We start from the raw sequence: 15,696 nt of genomic DNA on the forward strand, positions 1-15,696 counted from the left end.
GATCGCCGAAGCAGCGATCCGACCTCTTCCGATGAGAGAAGTAAGGCTGCAGCCGCCGCTCATTTCCAAAATCCGCATCAACTGTCTCGTACTAATTCTTCTCGGGCTGGCGCGCGATCCGCTCCAGCAATTTCTTGATCTCGCGGTTTTGCTCGCCCTGGCCGTCGGCCCATTCGCGGATCATCTGCTGCTCGGTCCGCATATGCGCGACCAGGCCCTGAATGGCTTCGGCGAGATTGGCCATCGCCGCCGTGGTGCCGCGGTTGCCGCCGCCTTCCGCCATGCTGGCGCGCAGGCGCTCGATCGCGTTCTGCAGGTCGCCGCTGGCGCCGGCGGCGGTCTCGCCGGAATATTCGCGCACCGTGGTGGCGAGCCAGTCTTCGAGATCGGTGTAGAACCGGTTCTGCGCCTGGCTCGATTGCAGATCGAGAAAGCCGAGGATCAGCGAGCCGGCCAGGCCAAACAGCGACGACGAAAATGAAATGCCCATGCCGCCGAGCGGCGCGGCCAAGCCTTCCTTGAGGGTGTCGAACAATGCGCCGGCGTCGCCGCCGACCTTAAGGCCGTCGATCACCTTGCCGACCGAGCCCACGGTTTCGATCAAGCCCCAGAAGGTGCCGAGCAGTCCGAGGAACACCAACAGGCCGGTCATGTAGCGGGAAATGTCGCGGGCCTCGTCGAGTCGCGTGGCGATGGAATCCAGCAGATGCCGCATGGTCTGCTGCGAGATCGTCATCCGTCCGGTGCGCTCGCCGCCGAGGATCGCCGCCATCGGCGCCAGCAGCGTGGGGTGGCGGTCGACCGCGAGGCCGGGATCGGCGATGCGGAAATTGTTGACCCAGGCCACTTCCGGATAGAGCCGGATCACCTGGCGGAACGACAGGATGATGCCGATCAGCAGCACCAGGCCGATCAGCGTGTTCAGTCCGGGATTGGCGAAGAACGCGGTGATGATCTGCCTGTACAGCACCACCATCACCAGGGCGCACAGCACCAGGAACACCAGCATCCGCACCAGAAAGATTCTGGGCGAGGACAGCTTGCTCAGTTCGAGCTCCATCGCGGAGGGGGAGGAGGGACCTGACGCCATCGGATGAGTTGTCACCTGTTGGGAGGGAAGACGATTTCGGACCCCAATATGGCACAGCGGGGCCGGGAAAAAAGGCCGGTTACAGCCCGTTTGAGGTCGGAATGAGGAACTTCGGCCTGAAACCCGGGTTGATCCCTCACGTATTTCCCAAAGGTTTTGACGCGTGAGGCTGTGAGCGGAATTTCGCATGCTCGTTTTGTACCTTGAGGCCCTGGCTGCGATCGCACTGTCCCTGTCGGTGCTGATGGCGGGCGCGTGGCTGGTGCAGCAGCGCACCGGCAATTCAGGCTGGGTCGATACCATCTGGACGTTCTCGCTCGGCATCGTCGGCTCCGGCAGCGCGCTGTGGCCGGTTGCGGGTTCGGCGCCCGACGCCAGGCAATGGCTGGTCGCGGCCCTGGTGGCGATCTGGTCGCTTCGGCTTGGCTTGCACATCGCGATGCGCACCGCCGGAATATCGGACGATCCGCGCTATGCCGCCTTCGCCAAAGAGTGGGGCGTCGATTCGCCGCGCAAGATGTTCATCTTTCTGCAGAACCAGGGGTTCGGGTCGATCCCGCTGGTGTTTGCCATTTTCGTCGCGGCGCGGTTTCCGCAACCTCTGTTGCGCCCGCAGGATTGTCTCGGCGCATTAATCCTGTTGGCGGGAATCGCCGGCGAAGCGCTGGCCGATGCGCAGCTCCAGCGTTTCCGGAGCCATGCCGCCAACCAGGGAAGGGTCTGCGACGCCGGGCTGTGGCGCTGGTCGCGGCACCCGAATTATTTCTTCCAATGGTTCGGCTGGCTGGCCTATCCGGTGATCGCGATCTCGCCTTCTTATCCTCTGTTTTATCCTTGGGGCTGGGCGACGCTGCTGGCGCCGCTCTTCATGTACTGGATCCTGGTGCACGTCACCGGCATTCCGCCGCTGGAGGCGCAGATGCTGCGCTCGCGCGGCGAGCGCTATCGCGACTATCAGTCGCGTACCAGCATGTTTTTTCCGCTGCCACCGCACAAGGACATGGTCACATGAGCTTCGTATCCACGATGATCGGCGCCGCCGAACGGGTGCCGCTGCCCGATCTCTTGATCCGCGCCGCCGTCCAGCGATTGTGCTCGCGCACCGCGGCCCGGCTCGCCTCGGGCAGTGCCGCAAGCGACGCCCTGTTTGCCGAGGAGATGGCGGCACGCGCCATCGCCGAACACACCGAGGAGGCCAACGCCCAGCATTACGAAGTGCCTGCCGCCTTCTTTGCCCGCGTGCTTGGTCCGAACCGCAAATATTCATCGTGCTTCTACAACGATCCAAGATCGACGCTGCAGGAGGCAGAGGAAGAAGCGCTGCGCCAGACCGTCGCGCATGCGGACCTCGCCGACGGGCAATCGATTCTCGAACTCGGCTGCGGCTGGGGTTCGCTGTCGCTGTGGATGGCGCGGCAGTTTCCGAACAGCGAAGTGACCGCGGTATCCAATTCGCATTCGCAGCGGCTCTATATTGAGGGCGAGGCCGCGGCGCGCGGTTTGACCAACCTTGGCGCGATCACGCAGGACATGAACGTGTTCGACCCCCGGCGACAGTTCGACCGCATCGTCTCGGTCGAAATGTTCGAGCACATCATGAACTGGCGTGAGTTGATTGCTCGGGTGAGATCATGGCTGGCGCCGGATGGCCGCTTCTTCATGCATGTCTTCACCCACCGCTCCGGCGCCTATCTGTTCGATCGCGCCGACAGTGAAGACTGGATCGCGCGGCATTTTTTCACCGGCGGGGTGATGCCGAGCCATTATCTGATCCGGCAATACGCCGATTTGTTCGAGGTCGAGAAGGAATGGCGCTGGAGCGGCACGCACTACCAGCGCACCGCGCTGGACTGGCTCGCCAATTTCGACGCGCACCGCGACGAGATCGAAGCCATCCTGCGCGAGGTCTATGGCGACGACACCGAACTGTGGATGCGGCGCTGGCGCTGGTTCTTCCTCGCCACATCAGGACTGTTCGGCTACGCCGACGGCAGCGAATGGGGCGTCAGTCATTTCAGGATGAAGGGAGCCTGACGGCGAACATCCGGCTTACCGCAGTGAAAGCTCGTCATCCCCGGGCTGGTCCCGGGCATCCATAGCCGCGCGATTTACCGCCTATTAACCATGATGACCCAGTTTGAACCCGGTCGAATCCGGGAAGCGGCAAGCATGCTCCGATATGTCCTGATAGCCGTCCTGGCAGGCGTGGTTTCCGGATGTGCGTCGGATCGCGCTGCGCTCTACAGTCAGTCGCAGACGCCGCACAGACATCATGCGACACAGGTGGCCGTTAAAACCGCCAACCCTGTCATCATCCTGGGCTCGGCCTATTGATTGCCTGAAACCTGCTTCCCCAGCGGCTTCAGAATCTTCACCAGTTCGGCATGGATGAATTCGTTGCCGCAGACGACGTTGCCGGTCTTGAGCGGGTCGTCGTCGCCTTCGATGCCGCTGACGATGCCGCCGGCCTCGCGCACGATGATCTGCCCCGCCGCCATGTCCCACGGCTGCAGGTTGCGCTCCCAATAGCCGTCGAGGCGGCCCGAGGCGACGAAGGCCATGTCGAGCGCGGCGGCGCCGAACCGGCGCAGACCCGCCACCTGGTTCTGGATTTCGGTCATCTCGAGGCGCGACAATTCGTGGTCGCCGCGGCCGATATGTGGCAGGCCGCAGGCGATCACGCATTCATTGAGCTTGCGCCGGCCGGCGACGCGCAGCCGCTGGTCGTTGAGGAAGGCGCCCTTGCCGCGCTCGGCGAGGTAGAGGTCGTCATTGGCCGGATTGTAGATCAGGCCGGCGATCATGGTGCCTTCGCGCTGCAAGCCGATCGAGATCGCAAATTGTGGGATGCCGTGCAGGAAGTTGGTGGTGCCGTCGAGCGGATCGACGATCCAGGTGTGGCTCTTGTCGGCGCCTTCGCGCACTCCGCCTTCCTCGCCGATGAAGCCGTAACCCGGCCGCGCCTTGTCAAGGTCGCTGTACAGCATCTCCTCGGCGCGCTTGTCGGCCATGGTGACGAAATTGGCCGGCCCCTTCAGCGATACCTGGAGATTCTCGACCTCGCCGAGGTCGCGCTTGAGACTGCGGCCGGCGCGGCGCGCGGCTTTGACCATGACGTTGATAGTGGCTGAATGCAGCATGATCCCGGTCTGTCTGTGACGCTTCTGTGGAGAAGGTGGCTGAGCAACAGTGGGTGCCCTGCGGCCGGGGTGGCGTCAAGGCGGATCATTTGGCGCCAAGCCATCTGCGCGCGCCTTCCTCGGCCTTGGCGCGATCCGCCGGACTGAGATCGGCCAGCGCCTCGTCGAGCATCGGGTCGCCCTTGCCGGCGGTCTTCGCGACGAGGTGCCATTTCAGGCCCTCGATCTTGTCTTTCGGCACGCCCATCCCCTCGACTAGCACATGCGCGAGCCGGTTCTGTGCGATCGGACTGTTTTGCCGGGCCGCCTTGGTCAGCAGCGCCACGGCGGCGGCCTGGTTCTTCGGCGTGCCGGTGCCGTTGAAAAGCGCGATGGCGTATTCGACTTCGGCGTCGACATTGTCGGCGAGCGAAGCCGCCTGCAGCAGCCGCACCGCCTTTTCCGGGTCCTTCTCGACGCCGGTGCCTTCCTTGTAGAAGGTTGCCAGCGCGTATTGCGCTTCCGCATTGCCGGCGTCGGCGGCGACGCGAAGCAGTTCGGCGGCGCGCTTGAGATCCTGCGGCAGCGTCTGTCCATCGATATAGAGCAGCGCGAGATTATACGCGGCCTTCGGCTCGCCGAGCTTGGCGGAGGACGCCAGCAACCTGGCGGCCTCCTCGCGGTCGACCGGGCCGCCACGCCCGGCGATGCGAAGCATGGCCAGCGCGAACATGCCCTCGCGATCGCCGAGATCGGAGGCGCGCTTGTACCAGTCGGCCGCCTTGGCGTAATCGCGCTTGACGCCCATCGCGTTGGCGTAGAGTTCGCCGAGCATCGTCATCGCCTTCGGATCGTTGTTGTCCCTGGCACGCTGGCTCGCAAGATCGAATGCGGTCTTGTATTGGCCGCGCTGATAGGCGCCGAACACCAGATCGACATTGGGATCGTTCGGCGCGGGCGCAGGTGCCGGCGTCGCGGTTGCGGCGGGTGCGACCGGAGCCGGCGCCGGCTTTGCCGTCTCGGCGGCGGGCTTCCTGGCCGGGGCGGGTGATTTCGCCTTGGCCTTTGCCGCGGGCTTGCTGGTTGTCGCCGGCGGCGTTTGCGCGCCGGGCGGCGTCAGCGAGATTTGCGCGGCCGCGTTGGCCGTCAACATCAGCCAACCCGCCAGGATCGATATCGGACGCAGGCGCTTCATTCCGGCGCTATCCCTGCTCGGCTTTGATTTCTTTGGGCGTCGCGGCCCAGGCCTGCTTGATCGCCTGCTCCGCATCCATCAGCGCCACTTTGGCGCCGCGCGAATCCTGCCAGATGAAATCGCCGACCAGGATGAAATCGGCGCCGGCCGCGGCAAATTCGGCGGCTTCCCCGCACGATGCGGCAAAGCCGACGCAAGGCGGCTCGAACAATTCGGTCCACCATTGCAGGCGCTCGGCGATGGCTTCGGCCGAAGGCCGCAGCCCGCGCATATCGGGCTCGCCGAACAGCACATAATCGGCGCCGGCTTCACCTGCGGCCATCGAATCGTGACGGGTCACGAGGCCGCCGACCCCGGCGATGCGGTCGGGCTTCAATGTCGGCAGCGCCTCGATCATGGCTTCGATGCCGTTGAGATGCGCGCCGTCGGCGCCGGCGCGGGCCACCAGTTCGACATGACCGTCGAGCAAAAGTGCGGCGCCATGGTCCTGGATCGCCGGCGCCAATGCCTTGACGCGCGCGATCATGGTGCGCGGGTCGGCCGGCTTGAGCCGCACCAGCACCGCGGCGACATCGGCGCCTGCGAGCAGGCCGGGAAGGCTTGCCACCAGCGCCGACGGGTCGTCCACGTCGGGCGTCGCGAGATACAGGCGCGGCGCGGGGCGGGGCGGAACAGGTTTAGCGGCCATGATGTCGGCTAGATGCCCCCGGACTGCGGCCAAAAAAGGGGCGGGATGTATCCCGGCGCTCCCCGCTCATGCGACCTTCGGATCGAGCTCGCCCTTGGCGTAACGCATCGCCATCTGCGCGGTGGTCAGCACCTTCTTGATCTTGCTGGCCTGCCCCGCGGCATTGAATTCCTGCAGGCGCTGCTTGCACAGCTTGGCCATCGCTTCCATCGCCGGCTTGAGATATTTGCGCGGATCGAACTCGCTGGGGTCTTCGTTGAGCACTTTGCGGATCTGGCCGGTCATCGCCATCCGGTTGTCGGTGTCGATGTTGATCTTGCGCACGCCGTGCTTGATGCCGCGCTGGATCTCGGACACCGGCACGCCCCAGGTCGGTTTCATCTTGCCGCCATTGGCGTTGATGATGTCCTGCAGGTCCTGCGGCACCGAGGATGAGCCGTGCATCACCAGATGGGTGTTCGGCAGCTTGCGATGGATTTCCTCGATCACGTTCATGGCCAGAATGTTGCCGTCCGGCTTGCGGGTGAACTTGTAGGCGCCGTGCGAGGTGCCCATCGCGATCGCCAGCGCGTCGACCTTGGTCTGTTTGACGAACTTCACGGCCTCGTCGGGGTTGGTGAGCAACTGGTCGTGGGACAGCTTGCCTTCGGCGCCGTGGCCGTCTTCCTTGTCGCCCATGCCGGTCTCGAGCGAACCCAGTACGCCAAGCTCGCCTTCCACCGAGATGCCGCCGAGATGGGCCATGTCGGTGACGGTCCTGGTGACGCCGACATTATAGTCCCAGTCGGCGGCGGTCTTGCCGTCGGTCTTCAGCGAGCCGTCCATCATCACCGAGGTAAAGCCGGCCTGGATCGCGGTCATGCAGGTCGCCGGTCCGTTGCCGTGGTCGAGATGCACGCAGACCGGAATCTGCGGATAGATTTCAGTGACCGCATCCATCATGTGCCGCAGCATGATGTCGTTGGCGTAGGACCGCGCGCCGCGCGAGGCCTGGATGATCACCGGCGCATCGAGGCTGGAGGCGGCGTCCATGATGGCGAGCGCCTGCTCCATGTTGTTGATGTTGAAGGCCGGCACGCCGTAGTCCTGTTCCGCCGCGTGATCGAGCAATTGACGCAACGTGATGCGAGCCATGTGTCCTGTTCTCCGCGTTAGGGGTCGTCCGGTGCCGGATTCGCCTCTTCTCTAGCGTATCTTCAAAACCTCGACGCCCGGCAAGGGTTTCCCCTCCATCCATTCAAGAAATGCGCCACCGGCGGTCGAAACATAGCTGAAATCGCCGGCCACGCCGGCCTGGTTGAGGGCTGCGACCGTGTCGCCGCCGCCGGCGACTGAAATCAGTTTTTTCGCCTTGGTGCGCTCGGCGGCGTGCTTTGCCGCCGCCACGGTGCCGCGGTCGAACGGCGTCATCTCGAACGCGCCGAGCGGGCCGTTCCAGACCAAAGTGGCGGCATCGTCGATCGCCGCGTGAATCCGGGCAATTGATTGCGGGCCGACGTCGAGGATCATGCCGTCGGCCGGGATGGCGTCGAGGCCGTAGGCATGGGACGGCGAATTGGCCGCGAAATGAAACGCCACGATGGCATCCACCGGCAGTATGATGGCGCATTGGGCGGCTTCGGCCTTGTCGAAGATGCGCAGCGCGGTGGCGGCGAGGTCTTTCTCCGCCAGCGATTTGCCGATGCCGACGCCCTGCGCATGCAGGAAGGTGTTGGCCATGCCGCCGCCGATCACCAGCGCATCGACCTTGCTGACGAGGTTTTCCAGAAGGTCGATCTTGGTGGAGACCTTGGCGCCGCCGATGATCGCGATCACCGGCTTGGCCGGCGCTTCCAGCGCCTTGGTCAGCGCGTCGAGTTCGGCCTGCATGGTGCGTCCGGCATAGGCCGGCAGTTTGTGCCCGAGGCCCTCGGTCGAAGCGTGCGCCCGATGCGCCGCCGAGAAGGCGTCGTTGACCCAGATATCGCCGAGCTTGGCTAACTCGGCCACGAACGCCGGATCGTTCGCCTCTTCTTGCTTGTGGAAACGGGTATTCTCCAGGCACAGGATGTCGCCGTCCTTTAACGCGGCGACCGCCTTGGCGGCGACCTCGCCGACGCAATCCTCGGCGAACGCCACCGGCCGGTCGATGACCCTGGCAAGTTCGGCCGCGACCGGCTTTAGCGAATCCTTGGCGTCGCGCCCCTTGGGCCGGCCGAAATGCGCCAGCAATATTACTTTGCCGCCCTTGCCGGAAATCTCGGTGATGGTCGGCGCCACCCGCTCGAGCCGGGTCAGGTCGGTGACGCGCCCCTGCTCCATCGGCACGTTGAGATCGACGCGCAGCAGCACGCGCTTGCCCTTCACGTCGACGTCATCGAGGGTGCGGAAGCTAGGCATGTATTACTCCGGATCGTCACCCTGACGTGCGAGCGGCGCGGCCGCGAGCCTCGAAGGGTGGTCGTGTCGCTATCCTTCGAGGCGCGCCAAGCGGCGCGCACCTCAGGATGACGGCGAGCTAACTCAGAGCAGCTTCCCCATCGCCACGGCGGTGTCCGACATGCGGTTGGAGAAGCCCCATTCATTGTCGTACCACGACATCACCCGCACCAGCGTGCCGTTCAGCACCTTGGTCTGGTCCATGTGGAAGGTGGACGAATGCGGGTCGTGGTTGAAGTCGATCGAAACGTTGGGCGCGGTGGTGTAGCCGAGAATGCCCTTCATCTGCTGCTCGCTGGCGCGCTTCATCGCCTCGTTGATTTCCTTCACGTCGGTCTTGCGCGAAGCCACGATCTTGAGATCGATCACCGAGACGTTCGGCGTCGGCACCCGGATCGCGACGCCGTCGAGCTTGCCCATCAATTCCGGCAATACCAGCCCGATCGCCTTGGCAGCACCGGTCGAGGTCGGGATCATCGACATCGCCGCGGCCCGGCCGCGATAGAGGTCCTTGTGCAGGGTATCGAGCGTCGGCTGGTCGCCGGTATAGGCATGGATCGTGGTCATGAAGCCGGTCTCGATGCCGACGGTGTCGTTCAGCACTTTTGCAATCGGCGCGAGGCAATTGGTGGTGCACGAACCATTGGAAACCACCATGTGCTCCCGGGTCAGCTTGTGGTGGTTGACGCCGTAGACGATGGTGGCATCGGCGTTTTCGGCCGGCGCCGATACCAGCACGCGCTTGGCGCCGGCGGTCAGATGCAGCGCCGCCTTGTCCCTGGCGGTGAAGATGCCGACGCATTCCATCGCGATGTCGACGCCGAGTTCCTTCCACGGCAATTTGGCGGGATCGCGCTCGGCGGAGACCTTGATCTTGCCGTTGCCGACGCTGATGGAATCGCCATCGACGGTCACGGTGCCGGGAAAACGGCCGTGAACCGAATCGAAGCGCAACAGGTGGGCATTGGTCTCGACCGGGCCGAGATCGTTGATGCCGACTACCTCGATGTCCTTACGGCCGGATTCGGCGATGGCCCGCAGCACGTTGCGGCCGATCCGGCCAAACCCGTTGATCGCGACCCGGACTGCCATTCAACTTCTCCTCAAGGTTGGAAAATTTCCGTCGTTTGGGGCTGTTTTGACCGATTCCAGGGCAGCTTCACGTCCCGAACGATCCTACGCTGCATTGCATCATAATTCCCGATATTCCGATAGTGGTTACCTATGCATTCAGGCGCTTTGACGCAGCGTTCACCACCGCCTCAGTGGTGATCCCGAAATGCTTGAAAAGGTCCTTGGCCGGCGCGCTGGCGCCGAAACCGTGCATGCCGACGAATACGCCGTCCTGCCCGATCACCGCATCCCAGCCCCATCGCACCGCGGCTTCGACCGCGATCTTGACCGGCGCGTGGCCGATGATCGCCCGCTGCTTCTCCAGGGGCTGCGCCAGCAACAACTCCAGCGACGGCACCGACACCACGCGCGTTGCGATGCCGCGCTCGGCCAATTGCTTCTGCGCGGCCACCGCGATCTGGACTTCCGAGCCGGTCGCGAAAATCGAAACCCTGGCCTCGCCTTGCGCTGCGACCAGTTCATAGCCGCCATGGCTGCACGGATTGTCTGCAGGTGCGGTGGTGCGCAATTGCGGAAGGTTCTGCCGGGTCAGTGCCAGCACCGTCGGGCCGCTGTTGCGGTTGAGCGCCAGTTCCCAGCATTCGGCGACCTCGACCGCGTCGCAGGGGCGGAACACGCGCATGTTGGGAATGGCGCGCAATGCGGAAAGATGCTCGACCGGTTGATGGGTCGGCCCGTCTTCGCCAAGGCCGATCGAATCGTGGGTCATCACATAGACCACGCCGGTGCCCATCAAGGCGGCAAGCCGCATCGCCGGACGGGCATAGTCGGTGAACACCAGGAAGGTCGCGCCGTTCGGGGCGAAGCCGCCATGCAGGAAGATGCCGTTCAGCGCGGCCGCCATACCGTGCTCGCGGATGCCGTAATGTATGAAGCGGCCCTTCGGCGTCTTGGCCGAAAAATTGGTGGCGGATTTCGCCTTGTTGTTGTTGGAGCCGGTGAGATCGGCCGAGCCCGCAAGGAATTCCATCGGCATCGCGGTCGCGATGGCGTCGATGATGGATTCGGACGATTTGCGGGTGGCGATATTCTGCGGCGTCTCGAGCAGCGCCTCCTTGTGCGCCTTGAACGTCTTGGCGAGCGCCGCCGGCCGCTCGTGGCGCAGGCGGCGGTCGAATTCGGCGCGCTTGCGGTTGGACAAGGTCGCAAAGCGCTGCTGCCATTCCTTGCGCGCGGCCGCGCCGCGGCTGCCCGCTTCGCGCCAGCCTTTCAGCACGTCGTCGGGTACCGAGAACGGCTCCAGCGAAATGCCGAGGTTTTCCTTGGCGCCCTTGAGTTCCTCGGCGCCGAGCGCCTCGCCATGGGCCTTGTTGGTGCCGGCCTTGGTCGGCGCGCCGAAGCCGATGGTGGTCTTGCAGGCGATCAGCGAGGGCTTGTTGGATTTCTGCGCCCGGGTGATCGCCGCGGCAATCGCCTGCTGATCCTGGCCGTCGATCAGTTCGGCCTGCCAGCCGGCGGACTTGAATCGTTTCACCTGGTCGACGGAGTCGGAAAGCGAGGTCGGGCCGTCGATCGAAATGCCGTTGTCGTCATACAGCACGATCAGCTTGTGCAGCTTCCAGTGACCGGCGAGCGCAATCGCTTCCTGCGAGACGCCCTCCATCAGGTCGCCGTCGGAAGCCAGCACATAGGTATGGTGATCGACGATCTTCTTGCCGAATTCGGCGGCCAGCATCTTCTCGGCGACCGCCATGCCGACCGCGGTCGCAAGACCCTGGCCCAGCGGACCCGTGGTGGTCTCGATTCCCTTGGTGTGGAAATTCTCCGGATGTCCCGGGGTCAGCGATCCCAACTGGCGGAAATGCTTGATCTCGTCGAGCGTCATGTCGATGTTGCCGGTCAGATACAACAGCGCATAGAGCAGCATCGAGCCGTGGCCGGCCGACAGCACGAAGCGGTCGCGGTCCGGCCATTTGGGGTCGGCGGCGTCGAATTTCAGGAATTGCGTGAACAGCACGGTGGCGACATCGGCGGCCCCCATCGGCAGGCCGGGATGGCCGGAATTGGCCTTTTCGACCGCATCCATCGCCAGCCCGCGAATCGCATTGGCCATACGGAAATGATCGACGCTCGCCATGTTCGGGAATCCGTTGAGAGGGTGTGGCTATGAACGTTCAACGCCGGGATTCGATGCATTCCGGCGACAGAAAACCTTGGAGGAAAAGGGTGGATAGCATCTGCATTCCCCCAAGTCCAAGGCCGGGAACCCGGAATGCACCATTCCATGCGGCTTTGCGGTGCATAGCTCCGCAGCGGCGTTGCGCTGGGCTCGCTTGCCACGTAAATTTCGCGACCTAAACGCTTGGCCCGGCCGCAGATTCTGCTGTCCGGCCGGCTCACCGAAAGGTCCGCGAAGCCCGTCATGAGCGACCGTCCTGCCAGCGTTTCCGGCAATGCCGATCAGGCTTCGGCCGATATCGAAGCTGCGACCCGGCGGCTGATCACGGCCCTGGATGCGCTGGAAAGTGCGGTCGAGCGGCGGCGCGAAGCCGACCGCGACGAGAATGAACTGGCGATCCGGATCCAGGCCCTCGGCACCGACCGATCCCGGCTGGCCGACGAACTCGACGGCTCGCTGGTGAAATCGCGCAAGCTGGAGCGCGTCAATCGCGAGATCGCCGAGCGGCTGGACGCGGCGATCGGCACCATCCGCTCGGTGCTCGATGCGGGAGAGATCTCATGAACCATATCAACGTCACCATCAACGGCCGGCAATACCGCATGGCCTGCGAGGAAGGGCAGGAGGAGCGGCTGTTGCAACTGGCCGAAGATTTCGAGTCTCGGATCGGAAGCCTGCGCGGCAAGTTCGGCGAAATCGGCGATGCCCGCCTGACCGTGATGGCGGCGTTGATGGTGTGCGACGAATTGCTTGACGCGGGCGTTCGCGTCAGCGGCCTTGAAGAAGAACTCCGCGCGTTGCGCGATGCCCGCGCGGCGGCGGCGGAGCGGGCGAAATCGACCCAGGTCGCGGTCGCCAATGCGCTGAATTCGGCCGCCGACCGGATCGAGAAAACCACGCAGGTGCTCAACGGCACCATCGGCGGCGGCGTCGCGATCGGGTAGGGCGTTTCGGCTCTCTCTTACGCTCCCCTTGAGGGGGAGGGTGAAGGTGTCGATGCTTCGGCACCGACGCTTTACTCTGATTCATTCAACCAGACGCATTACCCCGCGTTAACGCTGGCGGTTCGCGCTCATAGCGCTTACATTGGGAGTGCGAAGCTGCGTCGCGCGTCAGGAGCCATATATCCCCGGGGCCTTATCGATCCTTCCGGGAACTGTCCCTGGCCAGGTCCGTGGACTTGGTCACATGGTGCCCACCTACTTTCGTAGGGAACTCCGGGATCGAGCGCTCCAACGGCCATCGCGGCTTCGCACTTTTGTTTGTTTCCGCCTCCACAGCCGTCATACTCCGCGCGGGCGGAGTATCCAGTATGCCGCGGCCGCGCGGTTCTATCGTCGGCGCCCGTGAATACTGGATCACCCGCCTTCGCGGGTGATGACAGCGAATATAACGTCGCACGTCGAGGATTCCCGTGAGTTCTTCGAAGGGCACTCTCCGCGCTGCCGCGCTGGCGCGGCGCGATGCGCTGGGCAGCGAGGATCGCGCCGCCGCCGCACTGGCGATTGCCGCGCACGGACTGCCTCTCGACATCAAGCCCGGCACGGTCGTCGCCGGCTATTCGCCGATCCGCAGCGAAATCGATCCGGGTCCCCTGATGCGAAAGCTCGCAGCCGCCGGCGCGCGACTGGCGCTGCCGGTCATCGTCGCGCGCGAGCAGCCGCTGCAATTTCGCCTGTGGTCCATCGATGACAAATTGCAGCGCGGCGCGCTCGGCATTCCCGAGCCGTCGCCCGATGCCGCCGAAACCATTCCGGACATCCTGCTGGTTCCGCTGGCGGCGTTCGATCGCGCCGGCCACCGCATCGGCTATGGCGCCGGACATTATGACTGCACGCTCGGTCAATTGCGCGCCGCAAAGAACATCGTCGCCATCGGCCTTGCTTTTGCTGCACAGGAAATCCCCGATAGCGCCGCTTCCGCCCACGACGCCCGCCTCGATCTTGTGCTAACGGAAGAGCAGGCGATCGATTTCCGGAGTCCGTGATTTGCGCATTCTGTTCGTCGGTGACGTGGTCGGCAAGACCGGCCGCACCGCCATATCGGAGCATCTGCCCGGCATGATCCGCGACTGGGCGCTCGATCTCGTCATCGTCAATGGCGAGAACGCCGCCGGCGGCTTCGGCATCACCGAGGCGATCTACCAGGAATTCATCGATGCCGGCGCGGACGCGGTCACGCTCGGCAACCATGCCTGGAATCAGAAAGAGGCGCTGGTGTTCATCGAGCGCGCGCCGCGCCTCATTCGCCCCTTGAATTTTCCGCGCCATACGCCGGGCCGCGGCGCCGCATTGATCGACACCAAGGATGGCCGCCGCGCCCTGGTGATCAATGCCATGGCCCGCGTGTTCATGGAGCCCCTCAACGATCCCTTCAGCGCGGTCGACCGCGAACTCGAGGCCTGCCCGTTGCGGCAGGCGGCCGACGCCATCGTGGTCGATTTCCACGGCGAGGCCTCCAGCGAAAAGCAGGGCATGGGGTTCTTCTGTGACGGCCGCGTCAGCCTCGTGGTCGGTACCCACACCCATGTGCCGACCGCCGACCATCAGATTCTTTCGGGCGGCACCGCCTACATGACCGACGCCGGCATGACCGGTGATTACGATTCGATCATCGGCATGCAAAGGGAAGAGCCGCTGCGGCGTTTCACGACCGGCATTCCGTCGGGGCGGTTCGAACCGGCGCAGGGCGTGGCCACGCTGTGCGGCGTCGCGGTCGAGACCGACGATGCAACGGGTCTGGCGCTGCGAATCGCGCCGGTGCGAACCGGTGGACGGCTGGAGCCGGCGCTGCCTGGATTTTGGGCGGGGTAGAGCGTTTTCGAGCGAAGTGGATACCGGTTCGCGTAAAGAAAACGCGTCAAAAAATCTCGAGCCCCGTTTCGATTCCATCGAAACGGAAACGGCTCTAGCCCAACATCCGGGCAGCCGACGCCATCGCCGTCAAAGACGGTTCAAGCGTCGACAAATCGCAGCGGTCGATCAGACTCCGCCCGGCGCGACATAGCAGTAGACGTAGTCGCCCCTGCTCAGGAAAATGATGCCGTGCCCGGTTGGATTCGATTGATCGAACTTCAGCTTGTGGTTCGGCACCACGATCCTGGTTCCAATTTCCAGATGCTTGCGGCGCAACGGCTCATCCGGTCGCGGATCGGTGATGATGGCGACGTATTGATCGCCGGCGACCTCGTAGGAATCCGCCCAATAGGCGTCGGCCTCGCCGCAACATGACGCCGACGGAATATCGGGCTGCATCAGGGCTTGATACCACTCCCGGATTGCGGGATCCGCCGATTCCCATTGTCCGAGGTCGCGAGCCCTGACGACGCCAATCACGCAACCGAACACCAGAACAAGGACAATGCGCTTCATGTCGCACACTCCCGAGTTTTTCCAGCCGGTTTTACCTCAAGCAATGTTCGTGCCGCGAATCACGGTCGTATGATATTCTGCCGGCGATAGAAGAGACAGTGGGTTCCCGCCGGAACTCGCCGCGTGGTTTTGCGGCCACGAGCTTCCGTTGCCGCCAAGGGCGGCTTCTGCGGTTCAACCCTGTGACCGGCACCCACTGATCTACCCGACGGGCAAATCAGTGAAATTGGCTGTCAAGGCCCATTAGCAAAAATATTCTGATTTTCAGAATAACCAAATCAGGCGTATATCTCTCCCATCCCGTCCCAGTCAGAGGGGCGTTTCGCGATCGTCACGGACGTTGGCGGCGGGATGCGGTGGACGCGAGGCGGTGCGCTGACGAGGCGCTGCTCTCGCGGACGGCGAAGTCGTGTGGTCCTGACACCCCGACGCTGGTGTCAAGTCGGCGGAGTTATCCGCCGGCGACGGTGGCAAGAAAGCCCGGTCACCGGGGAGAGCGCGAAATAAGCCGTAAAACCATTGTGCGGGGAATGCCGGGTGATTTCCGGTGTGACCGTGGTGA

Annotated in this window: 16 protein-coding genes and 1 other RNA gene; 8 read left to right on the plus strand and 9 right to left on the minus strand. The window is 64.0% G+C overall.

The window, feature by feature from the left end:
• Positions 1-91 precede the first annotated feature (91 nt).
• Positions 92-1,090, minus strand: a complete 999-nt coding sequence (locus E7813_RS10760; RefSeq protein ID WP_291573612.1) for a flagellar motor protein MotA — start codon at positions 1,088-1,090, stop codon at positions 92-94.
• A gap of 187 nt (positions 1,091-1,277) precedes the next feature.
• Here E7813_RS10760 and E7813_RS10765 point away from each other — a divergent pair, with 187 nt between their 5' ends.
• From E7813_RS10765 to E7813_RS10775, 3 genes are all read left to right on the plus strand, one after another.
• A complete protein-coding gene (locus E7813_RS10765; RefSeq protein WP_291573614.1) occupies positions 1,278-2,102 on the plus strand; it encodes a DUF1295 domain-containing protein in 825 nt (274 codons plus the stop codon).
• Entirely contained in the window at positions 2,099-3,124 is a 1,026-nt protein-coding gene (locus E7813_RS10770; protein ID WP_291573616.1) for a cyclopropane-fatty-acyl-phospholipid synthase family protein, read from the plus strand. Before E7813_RS10765 ends, E7813_RS10770 begins: the two co-directional genes overlap by 4 nt.
• 90 nt (positions 3,125-3,214) lie before the next feature.
• A complete protein-coding gene (locus E7813_RS10775) occupies positions 3,215-3,424 on the plus strand; it encodes a hypothetical protein (protein WP_291573617.1) in 210 nt (69 codons plus the stop codon).
• On the opposite strand, the gene E7813_RS10780 is transcribed toward E7813_RS10775, so the two are convergent.
• The 7 genes from E7813_RS10780 to tkt form a co-directional block, all read right to left on the minus strand.
• Complete coding sequence (locus tag E7813_RS10780; protein WP_291573619.1) at positions 3,418-4,230, minus strand: inositol monophosphatase family protein; 813 nt, start codon at positions 4,228-4,230, stop codon at positions 3,418-3,420. The genes E7813_RS10775 and E7813_RS10780 overlap by 7 nt on opposite strands.
• An 85-nt stretch (positions 4,231-4,315) precedes the next feature.
• The gene (locus E7813_RS10785) at positions 4,316-5,404 is read right to left on the minus strand and encodes a tetratricopeptide repeat protein (RefSeq protein WP_291573621.1); all 1,089 of its coding nucleotides are present in this window, start codon (positions 5,402-5,404) and stop codon (positions 4,316-4,318) included.
• 7 nt (positions 5,405-5,411) lie between these two features.
• Positions 5,412-6,092, minus strand: coding sequence for a thiamine phosphate synthase (locus E7813_RS10790; RefSeq protein WP_291573623.1), 681 nt, complete (start codon positions 6,090-6,092; stop codon positions 5,412-5,414).
• A gap of 66 nt (positions 6,093-6,158) precedes the next feature.
• Positions 6,159-7,226 (minus strand): class II fructose-bisphosphate aldolase, encoded by a 1,068-nt coding sequence (gene fba / locus E7813_RS10795; RefSeq protein WP_291573625.1) that lies wholly within the window; start codon positions 7,224-7,226, stop codon positions 6,159-6,161.
• Positions 7,227-7,277: 51 nt separating this feature from the next.
• Complete coding sequence (locus tag E7813_RS10800) at positions 7,278-8,471, minus strand: phosphoglycerate kinase (RefSeq protein ID WP_291573627.1); 1,194 nt, start codon at positions 8,469-8,471, stop codon at positions 7,278-7,280.
• A gap of 123 nt (positions 8,472-8,594) precedes the next feature.
• Positions 8,595-9,602: a type I glyceraldehyde-3-phosphate dehydrogenase gene (gene gap, locus E7813_RS10805; RefSeq protein ID WP_291573629.1), complete on the minus strand. Its 1,008-nt coding sequence runs from the start codon at positions 9,600-9,602 to the stop codon at positions 8,595-8,597.
• A 130-nt stretch (positions 9,603-9,732) separates the two neighbouring features.
• A complete protein-coding gene (tkt, locus tag E7813_RS10810) occupies positions 9,733-11,721 on the minus strand; it encodes a transketolase (RefSeq protein WP_291573631.1) in 1,989 nt (662 codons plus the stop codon).
• A gap of 285 nt (positions 11,722-12,006) precedes the next feature.
• Here tkt and E7813_RS10815 point away from each other — a divergent pair, with 285 nt between their 5' ends.
• The 5 genes from E7813_RS10815 (at position 12,007) to E7813_RS10835 (ending at position 14,576) form a co-directional block, all read left to right on the plus strand.
• Positions 12,007-12,327, plus strand: coding sequence for a DUF4164 domain-containing protein (locus E7813_RS10815; protein ID WP_291573633.1), 321 nt, complete (start codon positions 12,007-12,009; stop codon positions 12,325-12,327).
• Complete coding sequence (locus E7813_RS10820; RefSeq protein ID WP_291573635.1) at positions 12,324-12,707, plus strand: cell division protein ZapA; 384 nt, start codon at positions 12,324-12,326, stop codon at positions 12,705-12,707. The genes E7813_RS10815 and E7813_RS10820 overlap by 4 nt, the downstream gene beginning before the upstream one ends.
• A gap of 150 nt (positions 12,708-12,857) precedes the next feature.
• Positions 12,858-13,018: non-coding RNA, 6S RNA (gene ssrS, locus E7813_RS10825), on the plus strand.
• 159 nt (positions 13,019-13,177) lie between these two features.
• Positions 13,178-13,750 (plus strand): 5-formyltetrahydrofolate cyclo-ligase, encoded by a 573-nt coding sequence (locus E7813_RS10830; protein ID WP_291573637.1) that lies wholly within the window; start codon positions 13,178-13,180, stop codon positions 13,748-13,750.
• 1 nt (position 13,751) lies between these two features.
• A complete protein-coding gene (locus E7813_RS10835; RefSeq protein WP_291573639.1) occupies positions 13,752-14,576 on the plus strand; it encodes a TIGR00282 family metallophosphoesterase in 825 nt (274 codons plus the stop codon).
• A 168-nt stretch (positions 14,577-14,744) separates the two neighbouring features.
• Here E7813_RS10835 and E7813_RS10840 read toward each other — a convergent pair whose 3' ends face one another.
• The gene (locus E7813_RS10840) at positions 14,745-15,134 is read right to left on the minus strand and encodes a hypothetical protein (RefSeq protein WP_291573641.1); all 390 of its coding nucleotides are present in this window, start codon (positions 15,132-15,134) and stop codon (positions 14,745-14,747) included.
• Between the last annotated feature and the right edge of the window lie 562 nt (positions 15,135-15,696).

It is taken from the genome of Bradyrhizobium sp. (assembly GCF_004799405.1).
In the GTDB taxonomy this organism is placed as follows: Bacteria; Pseudomonadota; Alphaproteobacteria; order Rhizobiales; family Xanthobacteraceae; genus Bradyrhizobium.

Excerpts from the sequence above, each read along its gene's own strand:
- E7813_RS10760 (WP_291573612.1), bottom strand. The coding sequence starts at position 1,090 with ATGGCGTCAGGTCCCTCCTCCCCCTCCGCGATGGAGCTCGAACTGAGC.
- E7813_RS10765 (WP_291573614.1), top strand. The coding sequence starts at position 1,278 with ATGCTCGTTTTGTACCTTGAGGCCCTGGCTGCGATCGCACTGTCCCTG.
- E7813_RS10770 (WP_291573616.1), top strand. The coding sequence starts at position 2,099 with ATGAGCTTCGTATCCACGATGATCGGCGCCGCCGAACGGGTGCCGCTG.
- E7813_RS10775 (WP_291573617.1), top strand. The coding sequence starts at position 3,215 with ATGATGACCCAGTTTGAACCCGGTCGAATCCGGGAAGCGGCAAGCATG.
- E7813_RS10780 (WP_291573619.1), bottom strand. The coding sequence starts at position 4,230 with ATGCTGCATTCAGCCACTATCAACGTCATGGTCAAAGCCGCGCGCCGC.
- E7813_RS10785 (WP_291573621.1), bottom strand. The coding sequence starts at position 5,404 with ATGAAGCGCCTGCGTCCGATATCGATCCTGGCGGGTTGGCTGATGTTG.
- E7813_RS10790 (WP_291573623.1), bottom strand. The coding sequence starts at position 6,092 with ATGGCCGCTAAACCTGTTCCGCCCCGCCCCGCGCCGCGCCTGTATCTC.
- fba (WP_291573625.1), bottom strand. The coding sequence starts at position 7,226 with ATGGCTCGCATCACGTTGCGTCAATTGCTCGATCACGCGGCGGAACAG.
- E7813_RS10800 (WP_291573627.1), bottom strand. The coding sequence starts at position 8,471 with ATGCCTAGCTTCCGCACCCTCGATGACGTCGACGTGAAGGGCAAGCGC.
- gap (WP_291573629.1), bottom strand. The coding sequence starts at position 9,602 with ATGGCAGTCCGGGTCGCGATCAACGGGTTTGGCCGGATCGGCCGCAAC.
- tkt (WP_291573631.1), bottom strand. The coding sequence starts at position 11,721 with ATGGCGAGCGTCGATCATTTCCGTATGGCCAATGCGATTCGCGGGCTG.
- E7813_RS10815 (WP_291573633.1), top strand. The coding sequence starts at position 12,007 with ATGAGCGACCGTCCTGCCAGCGTTTCCGGCAATGCCGATCAGGCTTCG.
- E7813_RS10820 (WP_291573635.1), top strand. The coding sequence starts at position 12,324 with ATGAACCATATCAACGTCACCATCAACGGCCGGCAATACCGCATGGCC.
- E7813_RS10840 (WP_291573641.1), bottom strand. The coding sequence starts at position 15,134 with ATGAAGCGCATTGTCCTTGTTCTGGTGTTCGGTTGCGTGATTGGCGTC.